Origin of the sequence: Prevotella sp. ne3005 (assembly GCF_900110085.1) — a bacterium.
Lineage (GTDB): Bacteria > Bacteroidota > Bacteroidia > Bacteroidales > Bacteroidaceae > Prevotella.
The window spans coordinates 211,735-234,584 of the sequence record NZ_FOCK01000005.1 but is presented as its reverse complement, the minus strand read 5'-3'; the positions used below and the strand labels follow the sequence as shown (position 1 = coordinate 234,584).

Here is a 22,850-nt window from a genome sequence, read left to right as displayed (position 1 = left end):
GGTTTACCCGTCATAAAGTGGAGGTTTACTCCGAGTAAAGTCCGGGTTTACCCGTCATAAAGTGGAGGTTTACTCCGAGTAAAGTCCGAGCGTGCTGAAAGGCTTGAATTCAGGGCACTTTACGGGTGCCCCAGATGTTGGTAAATAATGTTGACTTCCGATGGCAAGGAGCGAACCTATCAGGAGAATCCAGGGATGATTTTTCGAAACAAACATGATTTACTAAAATTTATATAGGAAAGATTTGGTTGTTTGAGAAATATTGTATACATTTGCACCGATTATAATATAACAAGCTATTAATTCAAATATGAAAATCAAATCTATTTCCTGGAGTATTGCTTTACTTTCCAGCAGTTTATTTCTAACATCATGTGAAGATATCCTCGGCCATTGGGAGAAACCTACTCCTGTATCGAATAACGAGCCCTTCTACAACTATAAGAACTACATGCTGATGGATTTTTCCGTGAATCCTGGCGACTCGTTCTACGACTTTGCCCTCGGAAACTGGCTCGCTAACCATGATAATAATGACGAAGGCTTGGCAGATAACTTAGCCAACAGTCAGAATGAAGAACTCTTCAATGCTTTCTACAGCAGTACAGACGGCGTGGTAAGTCATCTCACGCAATATGTCAACGACAGCTATACCGAGGCGCAGGCGTTGGCCGATGTGCTGAATTTCCTTAAGGATAATGGCATCAGTGATGGGGCTGGAATCAAGGACACTGACTTAGGCGCGCTGACAACAGGACAAATTCTGACAATTCTTGGCAAACTTCAGAATGCAGGTTTCAGTCCATTGCTGAAACGCAACGTGGGTACCAATGAAGGCAAATTCGTCAAAGTGTTGGCTGCTGCGGAACCCTGCAAAGATATGATGAACAAATACAAAACATCCGGTGAAGCGTCAGCTAAAGCCTGGATTAAGGAAATTCTACAATTGTTGCAGCCCAATCCTGCAACAGAAGTTATTAGTGACGACATCATCAATGCCATATTCAACATTGAAATACAATTGCAAAATGCCAACAGCCCTCAGTATTCCAGCGACTTGCGAGAAAGGCAGCACGCCATGCCCGTAGCTCCGCTGAAGGTATCCAATTTACGCTCACGCACACGTAGCGATGCCCCGACAGCAGCAGATGTCTACGTTGCGTTCGATGTGACTTCCGCCTCAGTAGACCCGAAAGCAGTAGGAATCGTCAACCTAATTCTCAGTCAGAATGCGAAGACACTGGCTTATTTCATTTGCTACAAAGTCATAGCGGAGCTTGAACCCATCATACCCAATCCTAATGACCCGAAATTCAACTTAAAGAACAATCTTTACACGAAACTGTCGACTGCGGCTCCTCAGATTATAAATCGCGTTCATTATGATGAGTTGAAAGGCAAGGGCGACGTCGAAGGCTGTTCATATATGATGGAGCAGATGCGACAGGTGATGGACATGCGCATAGCCAATCTCGAATGGATGAGCGATGCTACAAAAACTGCGGCTCGCAATAAACTGGCGGGAATGATCTTTAACATTGGCGTACCTAGCACAAGGCCCGGTGAATCGTTGACGCTTACAGGAACGACGCTTATGCAGGATGTGCTGCAGTTGTATAAGCAGCGTGAGGATGTAAGTAAGAGTCTGGTAGGAAATGAAAACACTACCCTCGGCTGGGACTACTTCCTTCTGGATTCCACCATCGGTGTCTTCAATGCCTACTATATGCCCAGTCTGAATCAGCTATTTATCCTGCCTGCCTTCATCAGCAGCACCCTGTTCCCGACTGACGATGAGTACATGCGCTATGCTACAGCAACCGTCTTCGGTCATGAGATGAGCCACGGATTTGATGCCAGCGGATCTCAATACGATTATCAAGGGTCGATTAATAACTGGTGGACTCCCAACGACAAATCCATGTTCGAGGCTCTTCAGGATCTTATGAAAGAGCGCTTCAACGAGTTGTGGCAGTATGATGGCGTACATGCCAATGGAGAGCAAACACTCGACGAGAATATGGCCGACCTGGGCGGTGTGAGAATCGCCTTCGAATTGTATCGCATGAATATGGAAGCTGCAGGTTACCAGCAAGATGTTATCGATTACCAGTTGCGTGAATTCTTCCTTCACTATGCCCTTGTCTGGCAGGAAGATGCGAACGTGGAAGACCTGAAGGACTTGTTGCTTAACGACACTCACTCTTCAAACCGCAACCGTGTGGACGGCATTCTCCGCATGATGGACGAATGGTACGAGCTGTTCAATGTGACCAACGGTGTGCTTTACCTGGATCCCGCCGACCGTGTGACGATATGGTAGCCCTTGCGCAAAGGTTTTCGTGGATTTTTCATTTATATGTTGAAAAAGATTTGGAAGTGTCGAGAATTATTGCTATCTTTGCAGTCGCTTAACTCAATTGAAGATTGATTAATTTAAAACATATTTAAAAATGAAACCACTAAACAAACAATTTGCTCCTAAGAGCGTGATGCCTGAAAAGGTGATTCAGTTCGGTGAAGGTAACTTCCTCCGTGCATTTGTAGATTGGATTATCTGGAACATGGACCAGAAGACTGACTTCAACGGCTCGGTAGTCGTTGTGCAGCCTATTGAAAAAGGTATGGTTGACTGGCTGAACGCCCAGGACTGTCTGTACCACGTGAACCTGCAGGGTCGTGAGAACGGTAAGCCTGTAAACACACTTGAGAGAATCGACGTGATCAGCCGTGCGCTGAACCCCTATACTCAGAATGCCGCCTTCATGGCTCTGGCTGACCAGCCCGAGATCCGCTTCGTGATCTCCAACACCACGGAGGCCGGTATCGCCTTCGATCCCAACTGTAAGTTCGAGGATGCCCCTGCCAGCAGCTATCCCGGTAAGCTGGTGCAGTTGCTGTATCGTCGTTATCAGACATTCAACGGCGACCCCACAAAGGGTCTGATCATCTTCCCTTGTGAGCTGATCTTCCTCAACGGCCATGTGCTGAAGGAGTGCATCTATAAGTATATCGACCTCTGGAACCTGGGTGCCGACTTCAGGAAGTGGTTTGAGGAGGCTTGTGGCGTTTACGCTACCCTCGTAGACCGTATCGTACCGGGCTTCCCCCGCAAGGAGATTGCCGAGATTCAGGAGAAGATCTCCTACCGCGACAACCTCGTGGTTCAGGCAGAGACCTTCCATCTCTGGGTGATTGAGGCTCCGAAGGAAGTGGCTAAGGAGTTCCCTGCTGACAAGGCTGGATTGCACGTCTTGTTCGTGCCTTCTGAGGAGCCCTACCACAAGCGTAAGGTGACACTGCTGAATGGCCCGCACACCGTACTCTCGCCTGTGGCTTTCCTGAGTGGCGTGAATATCGTGCGCGACGCCTGCAATCATGAAGTGATCAAGGAGTATATCCATAAGGTACAGTTCGACGAGCTGATGCAGACCCTCGACCTGCCTATGGCTGAGCTGGAGAAGTTTGCAGGTGACGTGCTGGAGCGCTTCGACAACCCATACGTAGACCACCAGGTGACGAGCATCATGCTCAACTCATTCCCGAAGTTCCAGGCGCGCGACCTGCCTGGCGTGAAGACCTATCTGGAGCGCAAGGGCGAGCTGCCTAAGGGCTTGGTATTCGGTCTGGCTGCCATCATCACCTATTATAAGGGTGGTAAGCGCGAGGACGGCGTGGAGATCGTGCCCAACGACGATCCGAAGATCATGGATCTGCTGAAGCAGCTGTGGGCTACCGGCGACACTCAGATTGTAACTGTAGGTGTGCTGGGTGCCGAGGCTATCTGGGGCGAGGACCTGAACAAGATTCCTGGACTGGCCGCTATGGTGAAGCAGGATCTCGACCTCATCCAGAGCGTAGGTATGCTGGAAGCAGTAAAGTCTATTCTTTGATTGAAAATTGAAAATTGAAAATTGAAGGTCGCGATTAAGTGAGAACAGAGCTAAGCTTGCTTGAGCTATGTCGAACGTGAGCGAACTCGATGTGAAACATCAAAATTGAAGATTGAGCGACGCAATAGAGATTAAGGGGGCGAGGGTCAATAATCTGAAGAATGTTGATATCAAGATACCCCGAAACCAATTCGTAGTGATTGCCGGAGTCAGTGGCTCCGGCAAATCATCTTTGGCCTTCGACACTTTGTATGCCGAGGGCCAACGGCGTTATGTAGAGTCGTTGTCGAGCTATGCCCGACAATTCCTTGGAAGGATGAACAAACCTGAGTGTGACTTTATCCGAGGCATACCGCCAGCCATCGCCATCGAACAGAAGGTGATATCGAGGAATCCACGCAGTACGGTGGGCACCTCGACGGAGATATACGAGTATCTCCGTTTGCTTTACGCGCGCATAGGGCGCACATACTCGCCCGTAAGCGGTGAGGAAGTGAAGAAACATTCTACGGAGGACGTGGTTCAAAAGACGCTGGAGTACTCGAAGGGTACGCGCTTCGTCGTCATGTCGCCCATCCATCCACAAGAGGGGCGCACGATGGAGCAACAATTGAAGACCTATCAATTGGAGGGCTATGCTAGAATCTACGTTCGTGGCGACTTCCAGCGCATCGACGATTATCTGGCAGCAGGCGTGGACGAGCATGAGGAGATATTCCTCGTTATCGACCGCTTGAGCGTGGATGATTCGAAGGATGTGATTGCCCGTCTGGTGGACTCTGCAGAGACAGCCTTCTTTGAGGGGCACGGTGAGCTGCGCCTGCTGTTCCCGCCTACCATCTTCTACGATTTCTCGATGAAGTTCGAGGCCGACGGCATGACCTTTGAGGAACCTTCAGACCAGATGTTCTCGTTTAACTCGCCAGCAGGAGCCTGTCCTGAGTGTCAGGGCTTTGGAAAGATTATGGGTATTGACGAGAAGCTGGTGATCCCCAACACGACGCTGAGCGTCTATGACGGTTGCGTGGTGTGCTGGCACGGAGAGAAGATGGGAGAATGGAAAAACTGGTTCTGCAGGAATGCCGCTAACGATGACTTCCCCATCTTCGAGCCCTACATGAACCTGACGCAGAGGCAGAAGGACTGGCTGTGGCACGGACTGCCCTCGGATAAGGGCAAGAAGGAAAAGCCCTGTATCGACCAGTTCTTCGAGATGGTGAAGGAGAATCAGTACAAGATACAATACCGCGTGATGCTGGCCCGCTACAGGGGCAAGACCACATGTCCGAAGTGTCATGGTACGCGCCTGAAGCCTGAAGCCGATTACGTGAAGATTGGAGGCAGAAGCATCAGTGACCTGGTACAGATGCCCGTCGTGAGACTGAAGGAGTGGTTCGACCGTCTGGAGCTGGAGCCCCACGATGCCGAGGTGGGCAAGCGTTTGCTGAAAGAGATCACCAGTCGCCTGCAGTTCCTCTTGGATGTGGGACTGGGTTATCTCACGCTCAATCGTCTTTCGAATACGCTCTCAGGTGGTGAGAGCCAGCGCATCAACCTCTGTACCTCGCTGGGTAGCTCGCTCGTAGGTTCGCTGTATATCCTCGACGAGCCTTCGATTGGTCTGCATTCACGAGACACCGACCGATTGATCCATGTGCTGAAAGAACTGCAGTCGCTGGGAAATACAGTGGTGGTGGTGGAGCACGACGAGGAGATCATGCGTGCTGCTGACCACCTGATAGATATCGGACCCGATGCAGGGCGCTTGGGAGGAGAGATTGTCTTTGACGGAGACGCAAAGGACATTGTCAAAGCGTCGCTGAAGAAATATCCGAAGAGCTATACGGTGAAGTACCTGCTACACGAGGAGGAGATTCCTGTACCAACATCCCGCAGGCCCTGGAACCGCCATATCGACATCAAGGGTGCCCGTATGAACAACCTCAGGGGCATCGACGTGCAGATACCTCTGAACGTGATGACGGTAGTGACAGGTGTCTCTGGCTCCGGGAAGTCAAGTCTTATCAAGGGTATCCTCTACCCTGCCCTGAAACGTCGTCTGGGTGATGTCTTCGATGCCCCGGGAGAGTTCTTGGGCTTAGAGGGCGATGTGGATGCAGTGAAGCACGTGGAGTTCGTAGACCAGAACCCCATTGGCAAGAGCACTCGTTCGAATCCTGCCACCTATGTGAAGGCCTACGATGCCATTCGCGACCTCTTTGCCGAGCAGTCTCTGGCCAAGCAGATGGGCTTCTCACCCCAGTATTTCTCGTTCAACACCGAAGGAGGTCGCTGTGAGGAGTGTAAGGGTGCGGGCGTGATTACCGTAGAGATGCAGTTCATGGCCGACATCGTGCTGGAGTGCGAGGCTTGCCATGGTCATCGTTTCAAGCACGACATCCTCGACGTGAGGTATGAGGGCAAGAACATCGACGATGTTCTGAATATGACCATCTCTGAAGCCATAGCCTTCTTCGGGGAGTCAGGAAGTCAGGCAGACAAGGAGACAAGACAATTGACTGAGATCATTGTGAAGCGGCTGAAGACGCTCGAGGATGTGGGACTGGGTTATATCAAACTGGGACAGAACTCCTCGACCCTCTCGGGTGGTGAGAACCAGCGCGTAAAACTGGCCTATTTCATCGGACAGGAGAAGCAGGAGCCCACGCTCTTCATCTTCGACGAGCCTACCACAGGTCTGCACTTCCACGACATCAGCCGTTTGCTCAAGGCCTTCGAGGCCCTGATAGCGCGTGGCCACAGCATCCTCGTGATTGAACATAACATGGAGATCATCAAAACTGCCGACCACGTGATAGACCTGGGCCCTGACGGTGGTGATAAAGGCGGCGCCCTCGTCGTAGCGGGCACGCCCGAGGAAGTAGCCTCCTGCGAGGCGAGCCTCACAGGGAAATACCTCAGGGAAAAGTTGAGAATTTAGTATTTACAGACATTGAGACGCATTCAACTATTCATCCTACCATTATTTCTTCTTGGCATGCTCCAGAGTGTGTCAGGTGAGGAGACTGCGATGAAGAAAGGGGTGAGTATCATGGAGCGCATCTACGATTACCGCAAGTCTACCTCCGCCATGATCGACTCGTTGGAAGACCACGTCTATGCCAAGTTTCGTTTCAATGTCGAGCACCGCAACCTTTTCCTGCAGTTCATCCCCTCGATGTACTATATCTCGAAAGGTCCCACGGAGTATATCCACGAGTCGTATATGAAGGTGTTCTTACAAGATGCCTATAACTACGATATCGACACGCGCGTGGTGAGCAGCACCATCCGTAAGAACAGCCGGGCCATGACGCCCCTCGTCGACTTCATGTCGCCCCACATCTACGCCGTCTCGCTTTACGACGGGCACATGCTCTCGCCCTTCAACAAGCACAACCGTTGGTACTACCGCTTCAACGAGAAACAACTCTCCGACTCTACCACGTGGCTCGAGTTCCGCCCGAGGTTCTACAACACGCAGCTCGTCAATGGCTATGCCATCGTGGAGACGGCTACCGGGCGCATCATCATGACCACGATGAATGGTGAGTTCGACATGATCACCTTCCGTACCCATGTACAGATGGACAATGAGGGTGGACGTGCGCTGATACCCAAGCGATGCAGCACCGTTGGCACGTTCAAGTTCATGGGCAACCGCATCTCGACGGTGTTCGATGCAGACTATAATTGTCCTATCTCTCTGCCTGATAGTGCGGGTACGTTGTCGAGTCGCGAGATGATGAACATCATCCGCCCCATCCCCCTCACGCAGAAAGACCAAGAAGTGTATGAGGCCTACGACAGTCTGCAGCATGCAGAAGAACTGGCCCGACAGGCAGAACAGGCAGATACCACGCGCCACAAGAAGAATTTGGCGAAGAAGATCTTCTGGGACACCCTTGGCGACAACCTCATCCAGCCCCTCGAGGCAGAGTCGAAAGATGCCTCCATCGAACTCTCGCCCATCATCAATCCCCTCTACCTGAGTTATAGTGCAAGCCGTGGTGTTCGTTACAAGATGAAACTCCGTATGCGCTACGCCTGGAACCAATACCGCTATCTGACGCTCAACCCCACCTTCGGTTATAACTTCCGTCAGCAGCAGTTCTACTTCACAGCCCCCCTGCGAATGACCTACAACCCGAAGCGCAATGGTTATGCAGAGATAGTCTGGGGTAATGGCAACCCCATCAGTAACTCCAGCGTGAAGGAGGCACTCAAGGAAGAATATCCCGACAGCATCGACTTCGATGATACCGACCTCGACAAATTCAAGGACACCTACCTGCAGGTATTCAACAACATCATGGTGTTCGACTGGTTTGATGTCGAGACGGGTATCGTCTACCACCACCGCAAAGCCCTCGACAAGGCCACTATGCAGCAATACAATATGCCCACCAGCTACCGAAGCTTCGCGCCTGTGCTGGGGCTGAAGTTCCTCCCCTGGCTCAACAGGGGTCCGCTCTTCGCCATCAACTACGAAAGAGCCATCAAGGGCGTGCTGGAGTCGAACCTCGACTACGAGCGCTGGGAGTTTGATGCCCAGTGGAAGAAGAAGATTCCAGGACTGCGCGTGCTGAACCTCAGGGCGGGAGCCGGATTATACACCAATACGGAAAACTACTTCCTCGACTACGAAAACTTCCGAGATGAGAACCTACCCGAGGGCTGGGACGACAACTGGAGCGGAAACTTCCAGCTGCTGAGCGGAAGCGAGTACAACCGTTCCGACTACTACATCCGTGGTAACATCAGCTATGAGTCGCCCATGGTCTTCGGCACCTGGTTACCCTATCTGGGCAAATATATCGAGAAAGAGCGCTTCTACCTCAGTGGTGTACAGCTCTCCCACTCCCGACCCTATTATGAATTCGGCTACGGCTTCACCAACAGATACATCTCTTTGGGACTCTTCGCCAGCTTCCGTGGCCACCGCTTCGACGGATGCGGCTTACAAGTAGACTTTGAACTTTTTAAACGATGGTAAAACCCCTGACAGTCTATAAGGCGAGTGCCGGCAGCGGCAAGACGTTCACCCTCGCCACAGAATATATCCGATTGCTCGTGGAGAATCCGCAGAGCTATCGTTCCATCCTCGCAGTGACCTTCACCAACAAGGCCACCGAGGAGATGAAGATGCGTATTCTCAGCCAGCTCTATGGCATCGCCCACCAGCTGCCCGATTCCGACGGGTATCTGAAGGCCATCCAGGAGCGTACAGGCTACGAACCCCGATTCATCAGCGAAAGGGCGGGTATGGCACTCAACAACCTGCTCAACAACTACAACTACTTCCGTGTGGAGACCATCGACACTTTCTTCCAGAGTGTGCTCAGGAATATGGCGCGTGAGCTCGACCTCACCACCAACCTCCGTATCGGACTCAACGACTACCAGGTGGAAGAACTCGCCGTCGACCAACTCATCAGCGACCTCACCACCACCGACGTCATGCTGCAGTGGATACTGAAATACATCATGGAGAACATCCAGGACGATAAGTCGTGGAACGTCATCTCCCAGATCAAGAACTTTGGCTGTCACATCTTTCGCGACGACTACAAGGCCGTGAGCCATGAACTGGAAAAGAAGATGCAGGAGCCAGGTTTCTTCGAGGACTACACGCAGAGGCTGCGCGAAATCCGTCAGATGGCTGAAGACCGTATGAAGCAGATTGGCGAATCCTTCTTCCAGATTCTCGAAGGCGAAGGGCTCTCCATCGACGATCTCTCAAACAAGAGCCGTGGCATCGCTGGCTTCTTCCTGAAACTGCAAAAAGGCATCTTCGATTCCAGCATTGAAAACGCCACAGTCGCTAAGACCCTCGGCTGCCCCGAGAAATGGGTGGCCAAGACCCATCCGCAGCGCGATTTCATCATCAGCCTCGCCGACTCCACGTTGGACGATACCCTGCGCTTTGCCGTCAACGAGCGCCCACGTCAATGGAAGCTCTACAAGAGTGCCGACCTCACCCTGCGCCACCTAAACCAGCTACGCCTGCTCAGCAGCATCGAGAAAAAGGTACACGAGCTCAACGAACTCAACAACCGCTTCCTGCTCAGCGACACCCAGCAGCTGCTCCACTCGCTCATCGGTGAGAGCGATTCGCCTTTCATCTTCGAGAAGATTGGCACCCAGATAGAGCACGTGATGATTGACGAGTTTCAGGACACCTCGACCATCCAGTGGCGTAACTTCCACGTACTGCTCGCCGAGGCCATGAGCCACGAGAATACCTCTAATCTCATCGTAGGCGACGTCAAGCAGAGCATCTACCGTTGGCGCTCTGGCGACTGGCGACTGCTCAACGGCATCGAGAACCAGTTCTCCGAACAACAGATCGAGACCCGCAACCTGAGTACGAACTACCGTTCCCAGCGACGCGTCATTGAATTCAACAATGCCTTCTTCCGCCATGCTGCCGAACTCGAATACCTCGCCCAGAAAGAACTCAGCAACGACGAGGCCGAACAGCTGAAACGCGCCTATGCCGACGTGGAGCAGCAGATTCCCGCCTCCAAGCAGGCAGCAGGCCATATCGACATCCGACTTCTGCCTGGCGATGACTACGAGGAAGCCGTCCTCAACCAAACGACCGAGATTGTCTCCTCCCTCATGGCCCAGGGTATCAGCCAGCGCAGCATCGCCATCCTGGTAAGAACCAATTCGGCTATTCCCCTCATCGCCCGTCATTTCCTCGCAGAGATGCCTGAGGTGAGCATCGTTTCCGACGAAGCCTTCCGCCTCGACGCCTCCAGCGCCGTCTGTCTCATTGTGAGCGCCCTCCGTCTGCTCGTCCACCCCGACGACCAACTCACTAAGGCCGCCATCGTGAAGACCTGGCAACAGGATATCCTCCGCCATTCAGTCTCCGACAACGAACTGCTCTTGGCTGACAACGACCTCGATGCCCTCTTGCCCCCCGACTATATCCAAGCCTTCCCAGCCCTGCTGTCGCTGCCCCTCTACGAACTCTGCGAACGGCTCTACGCCATCTTCCAGCTACACGACATTGAAGGTCAGGGCGCCTATCTTTGTGCCTTCTACGACCAGCTCACTGACTTCATCAGCGAGAACACCAGCGACATCGACACATTCCTCCATGAGTGGGATGACAACCTCTGTGGCAAAACCATCCAGAGTGACGAGAGCAACGGCATCCGCCTGATCTCCATCCACAAGTCGAAGGGCTTGGAGTTCGACCACGTCATCTGTCCCTTCTGCGACTGGACATTGGAACATACGGGCAACGTGCTCTGGTGCCGCCCCTCAGAGGAACCCTTCAACGACCTTCCCATCGCACCCGTGGACTACAGTCAGAAGAATATGATGGGTACCATCTACGAGAACGACTACCTGCAGGAACACCTGCAGACCACCGTCGACAATCTCAATCTGCTCTATGTGGCCTTTACACGAGCCTGCGAAGGACTCTATGTCATAGGTCGTCGTGGTGCCAAAGGCTCGCGCTCAGCGCTCATCGAACAGTGTCTACCCCTCGTGGTCGATGAACTCCAGTCTCCCCTCATTGGCGACCCTCAGTCCCCCGTCCTTTCAGGCCTCGAAGACGACAAGGCGCCCCTCTGCTTCACCTATGGTTCTGTCATCCCGAGCGGAGTCGAGCGCTCGGCTTTGCCGCTTGGCTCGTCCAAGAAATCTCCAAGTGTCACCTCGAGCAGCATCGAGAGGTCTCCGAGATCCCTCGACTCCGCTCGGGATGACAAGGGGGACCATCGGGATGACAAGGAGGGCACTCGGGAAGACATCAACCCCTTCTTACAAAAAGCCACTGCCGTTCATGTTCCTGTGGAGACTTTCGATAATGCTCCCACCTTCCAACAGAGCAATCGAAGCAAAGCCTTCACCGAGGGCGACGACGAAGAGACGCAGCAGCGACGCAGTTACATCCAGACGGGCAGCATCCTCCATGAGGTCTTCTCTACGATCCGTACCGTCGACGACATCCCCGACGCCTTGAAACGCCTGCAGTTCGAAGGTGTGCTCTACGACGAGCAGACCACTCCTGAACGCATCAGCTCGCTCATCCGCAAACGACTTGAAGATAAGCATGTAGCCGATTGGTTCTCAGCGCGTTGGACGCTCTTCAACGAGTGCACTATTCTCTCCATCGAAGAAGGTGAGGTCAAGGAGCGTCGCCCTGATCGTGTGATGACCGATGGCCACGAGTGGGTGGTGGTCGACTTCAAATTCGGCACCCCAAAACCTGAGCACCAAGCGCAGGTGCAGGAGTACATGCAGCTCCTCGCCTCCATGGGCCATCAGAACATCCATGGCTACCTCTGGTACGTTTATAAGAATGAAATATTGAAAATTGAAGCATAAAGCTTAAAGCTTAATGCTTAATGCTCAAAGCTCAAAGAATATGAAGAGTTTTTTAGAATCTGTTGCAGAAGATCTGCTCAAGAGATACGGTACCGACCTGTCGCGCGTGGCGGTGGTGTTTCCCAACAAACGTGCCTCGCTGTTCCTCAACGAGCACCTCGCCCGTCTGGCAGGGCACCCCATCTGGAGTCCCGCCTATATCACCATCAGCGACCTCTTCCGCAGTCACTCGCCGCTAAAGGTCGCCGACCCCATCCTGCTCGTCTGCGAACTCCACAAATGCTTTATCCAGTGTACGGGCATCAACGAATCCCTCGACCACTTCTACGGCTGGGGACAACTGCTGTTGGCCGACTTCGACGACCTCGATAAAAACATGGCTCCTGCGGATAAGGTCTTTGCCAACCTCCGAGATATCCACGAGCTCGACGATGTGTCGTATCTCACAGACGAACAGCGCGAGATGATACGCCGCTTCTTCAGCAACTTCACCGATGACCACAACAGTGAACTCAAAGAGCGGTTCCTGCGCCTGTGGAGTCATATCGGTGACATCTATCATACCTACAACGCGCAATTGGCCGCCCAACAGCTCTGCTACGAAGGGGCCCTCTACCGTCAGGTGGCTACCGATGAGACCTTGCAGTTCGATCACGATGCCTATGTCTTCATCGGCTTCAACCTGCTGCAACAGGTGGAGCAGGTGCTCTTCCGTCGTCTGGAACAGGCGGGCAAAGCCGTATTCTATCAGGATACCGACGAGGTAGCCCCAGAGCAGGTCACCTATATCTCTGCTCCCACGGAAAACATCCAGGCCCGCTATATCCCCCAGTGGCTCACGGCTGAGCGCATCGCTGCTGGTCGTCGCACAGCCATCGTGCTCTGTAACGAAGGGCTCCTGCAGGCTGTCATCCACTGTCTGCCCGAAAATGTCAACAAGGTCAACATCACCACAGGCTATCCCCTCTTGCAGACCCCCGTCGCCTCGCTCGTCAACCAGCTCATCAACCTGCAGGTCAATGGCTACTCCGAGAAGATAGGGCGCTTCCGCCGTCGCTGGCTCGACATCGTGGCCCGCCATCCTTATGCCCCACTGTTGCCTGAGGATTACGCTGCCCACCATCTCTCCGACCACGCCGCCCTCCTCCACTGGCTCCTCGACATCATCCGCCACATCGCCTCGACTTCCCCCTCTGTCATTTCGAGCGCCCCATTGTCATCTCGAGCGAAGTCGAGAGATCTCCAGCCCCTTCCCGTCATTCCGTCCGAGAAATCTCCTCTCGATTCGGAATCCCTCTACCGTATCTACACCCTGCTGAACCGTGTGAGCGACCTCATCGACAATGGCATCCTCATCCTCGACATCAGCACCCTGCAACGACTCATCCAACAACTCATCCAGCAGACCACCATCCCCTTCCACGGAGAACCCGCCGAAGGCCTGCAAGTGATGGGCGTGCTCGAAACCCGTAACCTCGACTTCGACCACGTGCTGCTGCTCTCTTGCAATGAAGGCAACATGCCCAAGGGCGTCAACGACACCTCGTTCATCCCCTATGCCATCCGCAAAGCCTACGGCCTCACCACCGTCGACCATAAGGTGGCCATCTACCAGCACTACTTCCACCGTCTGCTGCAGCGCGCCAAGGATGTCACCATTGTCTACAACAACGCCACTGTCGATGCCAAGAAAGGCGAGATGTCGCGCTTCATGCTCCAGCTCATGCTCGAACGGCCTGTTCAGAAACTCACGCTGCGTGCTGGTCAGACGCCCCAGCTCCGCACGCCAGAGCCCATCGCCAAGACTGCCGACGTGATGACCACCCTCCAGCGCCGCTTCTCCAAAGAGCGGGGCGGCATCAGTCCTACGGCCATCAGCACCTACCTGCGCTGTCAGCTGCGCTTCTTCTACCGATATGTCAGCAACCTCAAAGAGCCCGACGACAACGAAGAAGAACTCATCGACAACCGCATCTTCGGCAACATCTTCCACAAAGCCTGTGAGACGCTCTACAAGCCCTTCGGACAGTCGCCCGTCACCGCCATGGCCCTCGACGACCTTCTGAAAAGCGGTGTCGAGATAGAGCGGGCTGTCGATGCCGCCATCCACGAAGAACTCGACCTGCCTCTGCTCGATGGTCTCCATATCATCAACCGTGAGGTCATCATCCACTACGTCCGTCAGCTTCTGGAACTCGACCGTCGTCTGACGCCCTTCACCATCCTCGGCCTCGAAATGCCTGTCAGCATGATGCTGGGCGACATGCAGATAGGCGGACTTATCGACCGCCTCGACATGATTGACGACCCCGTCACTGGCGAAGAGCGCATCCGCGTGATCGACTACAAGACGGGCTCACGCCGCCTGAAAGCGTTGCCCGATGTCGACGCCATCTTCGACCCCACCAACATCAAGGAGCACAGCGACTACTACCTCCAGGCCTTCCTCTACAGCTACATCGTGGCGCAGCAATCTCCGCAGCCCGTCTCTCCTGCCCTGCTCTTCATCCAGCATGCGGGAGGCGAAGACTACGACCCCGTCCTGAAACTCGGCAAAGAGCCTGTTCGCGACATCCGCAGCGTGGCCAGCCACTACATTGAGAAGCTGCAGGAAACAATAAGCGAGGTCTTCAATGCCGACCTCGCCTTTACGCCTACCGACGACGACTCCCGTTGCCGCTCCTGTCCCTTCGCCGCCCTCTGCCGCTAAGTCTGTATAAACGCCGTCTTTCTCCGATTATCCTTGGGCCTTACGGCGAAGTGAATCCAGTAGCGGCCTTGCTTGCTGCGTTCGATGAACAGCTCATCGTAATCCTGCTTCGTGCCGTCTGCGATATCCAGTAGGATACACGCATACCGAATCGCCTGTTCGATGCCCACGCATCGGATATCCACCGCGCACCCCGTCAAGTGGTTACTCGTCGGCGAGCCACCCACCGCCTTATTCACCTCCGGCGATCTATACCCACTCGTGATGATGATGGGCTCCTCCCCCTTGTCATCTCGACCACCCCCACCTTTGTCATCTCGAGCACCCCCATTGTCATCTCGAGCGTAGTCGAGAGATCTCTCCACGCGCTTCGCTTGGTCGAGATGACAAGAATGATACAACGTATTATACGAATACCTTAAATCCTCCAACCAATTCTCACAGAGATTCTTCAGATTTTCAATCGCCACATGGCTGGGAATATTTTCTCCCGCCGTTTTCACACTCGTTTTCGTAACCTCCCCGAGCTGAAAGTGCTCGGAGAGGTGCATGTCCTTGTTAATACTTACTTTGTTCATTTTAAAAATCACTTTTGTCCCTTTGTCCCTTGTCCGCAAACCCTGAATATGATTGAACGGCTCTCCGCGGAGCCTATTCAACAAAAACAAGGGTTAAGAGAGAATCATTCAACTTCTGCCAGGGATAAGGATTAAGGTACTCAACAGGCATTCAACCTATGGCAGGGTTAAGGTAAAAACCATTCCGCTCGGCTTTGCCGCTTCGCTTGCGAAGAACTTTTTTTAGGGAAGTACACATTGCCCAAGGGGACAATGGGACAATGGGACAACGGGACGGGAACGTTTTTTGAAAAGGACAAAATAGTCTAAATTATTAATTATATATTATATATATTATAATATATATAATATATAAAAGTATTTTCGTCCTTTTTTGAGTCAAACCAAAAAAGCTTCCTGTCCCGTTGTCCCTGTCCCATTATACGCTGAAATGTGTACCTCATCCATACGGGTTAGGTTGACTCTCCCACCTGATGACGGTTGACGATCTTTTATAATAGTACTAAAAAGGGCGCCTTAAGGGCGCCCGAGATGTTGATAAATAATGTTGACTTCTGACGGCAGAAGCGTTCGTCGACGCTGCTTGGCGAAGCCTGAAAGGTCAGGATCTTCGAGCAGCAGCGTTTTGAACTTGAGCCAGGCAGAGCGAGGCTGGATGAAGGGGAAGTAACTCTGTGCGAGTTCCATGCGCCCCATTGATGATTGATGCTTTTCCATTGTCGTTTGTTTTTCTAATTATGGTACAAAGGTACAAAAAATCGGTGAGATTACCAAATGGAAAGCGCAATATATTTGGTATAAGTTCATTTAAGTTCATATAAGTTCATATAAGTATTTGCAAGATGTTTTAAAGCTTGTGAAAATCAAGAATTTTAGCTACCTTTGTACTCGGTAAGCAAGCAGGGAAGTCACTGGAGTTTCGTCCAAATGTTTCGAGCCACTCATTCAGACTATTCCTTTACCCTATAAGGGATTATCTGAACACGAGTAAGAGACTATCCGGATAGCGCGTAGAGACTATCTGAATGACCGACAGTAGACCACCACCCCAATGTCATCTCGACTAAGCGAAGCGCATGGAGAGATCTCATGAGATGTCTCGACTACGCTCGACATGACAAAGGGCGCTCGGCTGCCAAAAAATTCAATTATCCGCTCGGCTTTGCCGCTTTTACAAAGGCGTCAGCCGACTAAAAGAATCTTCAATTTTCAATTAAAAAAATGAGTCAGAAGTTTATTAAGTCAAAGAACAACAATCAGTACAATGCAGCCTACGGCAAGTATTTCGCCACGGCAGTGTATGACAGTCATTTCGTGGGAACCGACGAGTTGGCGGAGTTCATCCAGCGTCAGGCCAGTGTGAAGAAGAGTGACATCAAGGCCGTGCTCCAGGAGCTGGGCGAGGCGATGAAGCACTTTTTCGAGATGGGCCAGAAGATCAAGCTCGACGGCATCGGTATCTTCAAGGTGGGTTTCTCGAGCATCGGCGTCGACAAGATCGAGGACTGTGGTGCCAGCACCATCTCCACCCGCCGTGTATTGTTCCAGCCCGAGACCACCCGCGTGGTAACGGGTCAGGAGAGAAAGAACGGCAAGGTGAAGCAGAAATATGTGAACTCCATCACGCTCCTGAAGGACGTGGTCTTCGAGGAGACGCATGACAACGCGATGAACGCCGAGCCGGAAACACCCAGCACAGGGGTATGAGCGAAGGCCCTCTGTCATCTCGACCGAACGGAGTGAGTGGAGAGATCTCTCCATGCGCTAACGCTTAGTCGAGATGACAAAAGGGCGCTCGAGATGACAATGATGTAGAACATTAAGGCAGAAAGGAGGAATATATGACTAAGAAGGAAACGTTGAAGTGGACGCTGCAGATCATAGCGTCGGTAATCACGGCCGTACTCACGGCACTGGGAGCCACCTCGTGCATGGGTATGTAGACAAGGAACGGAAGTCAGCTGACTTCCGTTTTTCTTTTCTGTTTTTGATACTGCATTTTCATTAGTTATATACTCTCCTTTATAAGCATAACCGTGTTTTATGAGTGATTAAAAAGCTTTCATACTACTGCAAAGCCTCAATCTGCTCGGCGGTCAGCTTGCCTGAATCGATATATGACTGTTTGATGGCATAGATCTTCTGCTGCAAGTCCTCCGTCATCGAGTAATCCCACAACTTTGCTTCCTCATTGGTCACGCGCTTGCCACCGCTGTTGTGGCTGTTGTCAAGACAGTAGAATGGCATATCGGGATAATGCTCTTCGATGTACTCCACCCTGCCCTTGAACTGCGGGAATACCGCGATATATGCCTCACAGGTCACTGCACGGTTCGACTGAATCAGTCGCTCCATACAATTGGTGTAGCCTGTCTCGGCATCGTTATACACATAAAGAAGGTGGGGTTTGAATCCCTGCTCGCCACTTTGGGCCACCATCTGGTCGAAATACGTCACGTTGTTGTAGGCACCTTCGGAGACGACGCCTACCTCGTCGGCCAGCTTCTTTATTTCGGGATTGTTGTTAATGCTCGTCGTCTTGCCGCATCCGTACATGCCCATCGTGAAAAGGATGGTCTTGTTGTTAGCCTTGGCGGCGCGGTCCATCAGCCGGATGAACACCTCGTCGTCAATCAGCCAGCCAGCCTCCCGATAGTCGAGCACATTCAGGCGTGTATAGCCGATGCACTTCAGCAGGTCTCTCGTCATATCAGGATCCAGCCGATTGCCGCAGGTGGCCATATATACGTTCACCAGCGAGTCGAGATGATCCTTTGTCCACTCCACGGCAGCTTCGCCTTTGAGAATGAGTGGCTGCGGCTCTGGCGTTGGATCTATAGGGTTGTCCTTACTACACGACGTCAGGGCTGTCGAGCTGATTATCGTCAAGATGGCTGCCGCCATCCACAGTCGGAATGTTTTCATTGTTGTTGTTCTCATTTGTTTGTTAGAACGAGAGCGAGGCCTGCAGGGACGCAAGCCTCGTTCTTTATAATCTTGTAAATGCCATTTTATCATTTCGCTTTCTTCTTGAACATCTGGCCCATGCAGCTCAGATAGTCGGTGGGCGTGATGCCGAAGGCGAATTTGAAGGCACTGATGTAGGCTGCAGTATTCCTGAAGCCACACATGACGGCTATGTCTTCAGCAATGTAGTCTGGGTGCTCCATGAGTATCTTTGCTGCATATTCCGCCCGTAGGGAGTTGATATAGTCGAGCGTTCTGTCAGGGTCAGTATAGCGCGGCACCAGCTGACAGAACGCCTCATCGCTAACGCCCATAAACTTCACCAGCGCCTCGTGGTCGAAATCAGGATCGGTGAAGGGCTTTTCTTTTGTGACACGGGCATCCATCATCACAAAGAAGTTCTGCTTAGCATCTCTTTTCTCCACCTTGGCACTCTTAGGCTTCTCCAGCTGATGCTGCAAATAGGCTTCCTGATCGTCCAGCGAAAAAACATCATCGGCAACCATAGCCCTGTATTCGTCGAGAGCCGTCAGAATACGTCGCAGTTGCTCGTTTCGCTGACTGATCTTCCTATTATAATACAGACTGTAGGCTCCACACCCGATGAGTGCAAACACGAAGACGATCAGTATCACGATGATATGGTTTGCATCATCCAACGTATATCCACGGGCGTGGCAGTAGGGAGTTGCCAATAACAGCAACGATGCGCTTGTAAAAATCCTCTCTTTCACCATAATCTTTTTGTATTGGTTGATTACCCAAATATATATAATGGTGCAAATATAAGGAAAATTATTGATAGTTCCAAGTTTTTTTCAAACTTTCCGCGCAATGATAAGGTATTTTTAACAAAAAGGTTATCTGTTCTTATGACTGGCGAACCAGTTGTGAGAGAAATTGTAGATGACGAGGGAGGCGACGGTGAGCACGAGCGCGGTGATGAGCCCCTGCTGTGGCTGGGCATAGAACAGGGCGTAGCCAAGGCCGAGGCCCCAGGCAATGCCACTCTCCCACCCTAAGAGGAAAGTGCTCTGCGACGTGCCGCGCTGACAGTGGCGCGAGAGTTTGATGAAGAAGAGCAGAAACCGCGAGCCGATAAGGCCAAGGCCGAAGCCCACAAAGGCAGGGGCGGCGAAATGGACGATCTGCTGGGTGCGCGTGAGCATCATCAGCAGGGCGGTGGAGATCAGGATAAGACCTGTGACCACCTCGCTCTTCAACTCGGCATTGCGGAAGACGAAGCGCTGCGCCAGCAAGGCTCCAAGGAAGCCCACCATCATCATGGCAAAAAAGAGCTCGGACGTGATCGTCGAGAACAGGATGCCCATGGCGAGCATGATGAGCTGGAGATTGACGAACAGCGGGAAGCCATGAGGCAGGAAGAAACGGTCGAGGCTGACCGTTGGCACATCGTCTTCAGGAGCACGGAAGGGGAAGTGGACCATCAGGATGAGCACCGCAACGACAGCTGCACAGCCCATGGCCGCCAGCAGTACGACATGGTAGCTGACAAGGCGCTCAAGGAGCAACCCCGTCATAGGCCCTAAAGAGAGGGCAAAGCGCGAGAACCACGCTGCGGAGTGGTTGGCTTCCGTACGTTGGAACGACTCGCTGGTATCGATGATCAGGGTGCTGGTGAGCACCATCTGAGCCAGGCCGAAGGCGGCACCCAGGGCAAAACGCTGGAGGATGATCATCTGCAGGTCGCAGAACTGGAAACGCTGACCATTAAGATAATAGAGAAGACCTATCAGGGCGCCAACGGCGATGACGGCTCCCACGCAGACCTGATTACGACGGTAGTGCTGTACCAGAAAGGATACAAACATGCCCAGCGCAAAGAGTCCGAAGCCGAAAGAGGCCATGGCGATGCCTGTCTCTAAAGGAGAGAATTCCTGTTCCATCAAGAGCCAGTGGGGCAGCGTGGGCACCAGCAGATAGACCGACATCGTCAACAGGAAGTTGGCGATGGCCATCAGCCAGAAGTCGCGATGCCAGAGGCGGATATGGACAGGCGTGCTTTGGGAATTCATTTCAAATGGAGAATTGGAAATTGAGAAGGAAGGCAGTGTCTATGCCGTTGTAGTCGGAGATCTGGATGTCGGAATACGGAGCGATGGCCTCGGCACTGTTGGTGGTGGCGAGACCCACTACCCTCATGCCAGCAGCACGTCCGGACTTCAGACCGTTGAAGCTGTCCTCGAAGACGATACACTCCTCGGGCGACACATTGAAACGGGCAGCAGCCTTCAGATAACAATCAGGATCGGGCTTGCTGCGGGAGAAGTCCTCAGAGGTGAGGATGGCATCGAAGAGCTCCTTGAAACGGGGCTGATAGCGATAGACACTCTCCATCTTGGGGATGTTGGAACTGGTGACGACAGCCGTCTTCACACCATGACGATGGAGATCGGCCACGAGTGCCTCGAAACCTGTGATATAGTCGTAATGCATCTGCTGCTCATAGTCGTCGAGGCGAGCCGTAATGGATGCCCGCTCGGATGCCAGGGGGCCACTGAACCAGCGGTCGTAGATCTGAGTGAGGGTGGAACCCTTGATCTCGTGCTCCAGTCCCGGGTGCTCAGGATGGTACTGACGACAGATCATTCCCCAGAAAACGGTGTACTGGGGCTCGGTGTCGAAAACCACACCATCGAGGTCGAAAAGGGCTGCCTTGAATAGTCTTTCCTGCATACTTTAAGAAATTTGGCTGCAAAATTAAGAATTTTTTGCGAGAAATTTGTGTTTCTCGTATTTTTTGTGTATTTTTGCGGAAAAATTAGTGAGAGAATGAAGACAACCAGACTTAATTGGATACTTTTAACGATGATTCTGATGCTGGCAGGCTGTCAGCAGATGGACGAGAATACCGTAGAATTTGAGACCTTCACGGCAGACAAGACGGTGGCACTCGTCTCTGAAGATGAGGACTCGCCATTGTGTAAGGTCAGCCTGAAGTTGCAGAGTGCCACCAAGGAGTGTGGGCGCAGGGGCGAGGTGATCAACCATACGGTGGTGGAACATTTGTTCCACATGCAGGAGGTATCCGTAAAGTCGGCTGTCGATCGCTTTGCCGAGGATTTCACACAGACCTATAGGCAGACCATGTTGCCCCTCTATAATCAGGACCGCAACGACACGACGAAGCGCTCTTGGTATGACTTCCACTACATCATCTCGACAGAGGCGCAGAAAGGCAGTCAGAAGACGGTGGCCTATATCGCCACCGTAGATTATTATGAGGGCGGTGCCCACGGTACCAACCAGCAGGAAATCATGAACTTCGAGGCCAAGACCGGACGGCTGCTGACGCTGCAGGACATCTTTATCGATGGCAGCGAGGAGGAGTTGAACAAGATTCTGTTGGATGCCCTGATAGAGAGCAAGGGTGTCTCGTCACTCAGCGACCTGAAGCAGAAAGGGTATCTGGTGTCGGTGAATATCTACGCCCCACAGAATTTCATCATCGGTGAGGAGACCATCACCTTTATCTATAACCCCTCGGAGATTGCCCCCTATACGGAAGGGGCCACACAGCTGATTATCCCCTACACAGCATTGGAAAAGATACTGAAGAACTCTTTCCACAGTTTTATCCTATGACAACAACCATCATCGAGAAATATTTCCCCCAATTGAGTGAGGAGCAGCAGCGGCAATTCGACGCCCTCGACGCCCTCTATCGTGACTGGAATGCGAAGATCAACGTGATCTCGCGCAAAGACATCGACAACCTCTACGAGCACCATGTGCTCCACTCGCTGGCCATCGCAAAGGTGGTGAACTTCCGTCCAGGTACGGAGATCCTCGACTTTGGCACGGGGGGCGGCTTTCCTGGTATTCCCCTGGCCATCATGTTCCCTGAGTGCCACTTCAAGCTCATCGACGGTACGGGCAAGAAGATCCGGGTGGCACAGGAGGTGGCACAGGCCATCGGACTGAAGAACTGCGAGCCTGCCCATCTGCGCGGTGAGGAGGAGAAAGGGAAGTATGACTTCGTGGTGAGCCGTGCGGTGATGCCCCTACCCGACTTGGTGAAGATTGTGCGCAAGAACATCTCGAAGAGCCAGCACAATGCGCTGCCCAATGGGGTGATCTGCCTGAAGGGCGGTGACCTGCAGGCGGAGTTGCGACCATTCTATAAGATTGTGGAGACCACCGATATCGGCACCCTGTTCGAGGAAGAGTGGTTTAAGCAAAAACATGTCATATACTTACCGATTTAAGCATTTAGCTTTGAGCTTTGAGCATTAAGCTTTGAGCTTTGAGCATTAAGCTTTGAGCTTTGAGCATTAAGCTTTGAGCTTTGAGCATTAAGCTTTCCGCTCGGCTTTGCCGCTTTTACAA

The 22,850-nt window shown here is 52.5% G+C and carries 16 protein-coding genes; 10 read left to right on the top strand and 6 right to left on the bottom strand.

Translation table 11 applies throughout. The features are described 5' to 3' along the window. Positions 1-310 precede the first annotated feature (310 nt). The 6 genes from BMY16_RS09135 to BMY16_RS09110 all read left to right on the top strand — a co-directional run bounded on the left by BMY16_RS09135 (position 311) and on the right by BMY16_RS09110 (position 14,955). Positions 311-2,323, top strand: coding sequence for a M13 family metallopeptidase (locus tag BMY16_RS09135; protein ID WP_091841834.1), 2,013 nt, complete (start codon positions 311-313; stop codon positions 2,321-2,323). A 130-nt stretch (positions 2,324-2,453) separates the two neighbouring features. Beyond that, complete coding sequence (locus tag BMY16_RS09130) at positions 2,454-3,893, top strand: tagaturonate reductase (RefSeq protein ID WP_091841832.1); 1,440 nt, start codon at positions 2,454-2,456, stop codon at positions 3,891-3,893. Positions 3,894-4,005: 112 nt separating this feature from the next. After that, complete coding sequence (gene uvrA / locus BMY16_RS09125; RefSeq protein WP_091841830.1) at positions 4,006-6,834, top strand: excinuclease ABC subunit UvrA; 2,829 nt, start codon at positions 4,006-4,008, stop codon at positions 6,832-6,834. Positions 6,835-6,846: 12 nt separating this feature from the next. Next, positions 6,847-8,889: a DUF5686 family protein gene (locus BMY16_RS09120; protein ID WP_139207184.1), complete on the top strand. Its 2,043-nt coding sequence runs from the start codon at positions 6,847-6,849 to the stop codon at positions 8,887-8,889. Then, positions 8,883-12,245: a UvrD-helicase domain-containing protein gene (locus BMY16_RS09115; protein WP_091841826.1), complete on the top strand. Its 3,363-nt coding sequence runs from the start codon at positions 8,883-8,885 to the stop codon at positions 12,243-12,245. Before BMY16_RS09120 ends, BMY16_RS09115 begins: the two co-directional genes overlap by 7 nt. 40 nt (positions 12,246-12,285) lie before the next feature. Then, positions 12,286-14,955: a PD-(D/E)XK nuclease family protein gene (locus tag BMY16_RS09110; RefSeq protein WP_091841996.1), complete on the top strand. Its 2,670-nt coding sequence runs from the start codon at positions 12,286-12,288 to the stop codon at positions 14,953-14,955. On the opposite strand, the gene BMY16_RS09105 is transcribed toward BMY16_RS09110, so the two are convergent. Together BMY16_RS09105 and BMY16_RS09100 are read right to left on the bottom strand one after the other, a co-directional pair. Beyond that, a complete protein-coding gene (locus BMY16_RS09105) occupies positions 14,952-15,533 on the bottom strand; it encodes a D-Ala-D-Ala carboxypeptidase family metallohydrolase (protein ID WP_244513013.1) in 582 nt (193 codons plus the stop codon). The genes BMY16_RS09110 and BMY16_RS09105 overlap by 4 nt on opposite strands. 516 nt (positions 15,534-16,049) lie before the next feature. Further along, positions 16,050-16,250, bottom strand: coding sequence for a DUF4248 domain-containing protein (locus BMY16_RS09100; RefSeq protein WP_091841825.1), 201 nt, complete (start codon positions 16,248-16,250; stop codon positions 16,050-16,052). A gap of 504 nt (positions 16,251-16,754) precedes the next feature. Between BMY16_RS09100 and BMY16_RS09095 the strand changes: the two genes are divergently transcribed. Both BMY16_RS09095 and BMY16_RS15515 read left to right on the top strand, forming a co-directional pair. After that, positions 16,755-17,240, top strand: a complete 486-nt coding sequence (locus BMY16_RS09095) for an HU family DNA-binding protein (RefSeq protein ID WP_139207183.1) — start codon at positions 16,755-16,757, stop codon at positions 17,238-17,240. A gap of 134 nt (positions 17,241-17,374) precedes the next feature. Then, positions 17,375-17,476 (top strand): smalltalk protein, encoded by a 102-nt coding sequence (locus tag BMY16_RS15515; RefSeq protein ID WP_170835976.1) that lies wholly within the window; start codon positions 17,375-17,377, stop codon positions 17,474-17,476. A 124-nt stretch (positions 17,477-17,600) separates the two neighbouring features. Here the strand turns inward: BMY16_RS15515 and BMY16_RS09090 are convergent, their stop codons facing one another. The 4 genes from BMY16_RS09090 to BMY16_RS09075 form a co-directional block, all read right to left on the bottom strand. Then, positions 17,601-18,473, bottom strand: a complete 873-nt coding sequence (locus tag BMY16_RS09090; protein WP_170836061.1) for a zeta toxin family protein — start codon at positions 18,471-18,473, stop codon at positions 17,601-17,603. 74 nt (positions 18,474-18,547) lie between these two features. After that, positions 18,548-19,237: a helix-turn-helix domain-containing protein gene (locus BMY16_RS09085; RefSeq protein ID WP_091841822.1), complete on the bottom strand. Its 690-nt coding sequence runs from the start codon at positions 19,235-19,237 to the stop codon at positions 18,548-18,550. 123 nt (positions 19,238-19,360) lie between these two features. After that, positions 19,361-20,536 carry an MFS transporter gene (locus tag BMY16_RS09080; protein ID WP_091841820.1) on the bottom strand — a complete coding sequence of 392 codons (1,176 nt, stop codon included), beginning with the start codon at positions 20,534-20,536 and terminating at the stop codon, positions 19,361-19,363. Between the two features lies 1 nt (position 20,537). Continuing rightward, the gene (locus tag BMY16_RS09075) at positions 20,538-21,197 is read right to left on the bottom strand and encodes an HAD family hydrolase (RefSeq protein WP_091841819.1); all 660 of its coding nucleotides are present in this window, start codon (positions 21,195-21,197) and stop codon (positions 20,538-20,540) included. Positions 21,198-21,293: 96 nt separating this feature from the next. Here BMY16_RS09075 and BMY16_RS09070 point away from each other — a divergent pair, with 96 nt between their 5' ends. Both BMY16_RS09070 and rsmG read left to right on the top strand, forming a co-directional pair. Next, the gene (locus BMY16_RS09070; RefSeq protein WP_091841817.1) at positions 21,294-22,106 is read left to right on the top strand and encodes an RsiV family protein; all 813 of its coding nucleotides are present in this window, start codon (positions 21,294-21,296) and stop codon (positions 22,104-22,106) included. After that, on the top strand, positions 22,103-22,729 hold the full coding sequence (rsmG, locus tag BMY16_RS09065; protein WP_091841815.1) for a 16S rRNA (guanine(527)-N(7))-methyltransferase RsmG: 627 nt from the start codon (positions 22,103-22,105) through the stop codon (positions 22,727-22,729). Before BMY16_RS09070 ends, rsmG begins: the two co-directional genes overlap by 4 nt. The last annotated feature ends 121 nt before the right edge of the window (positions 22,730-22,850 follow it).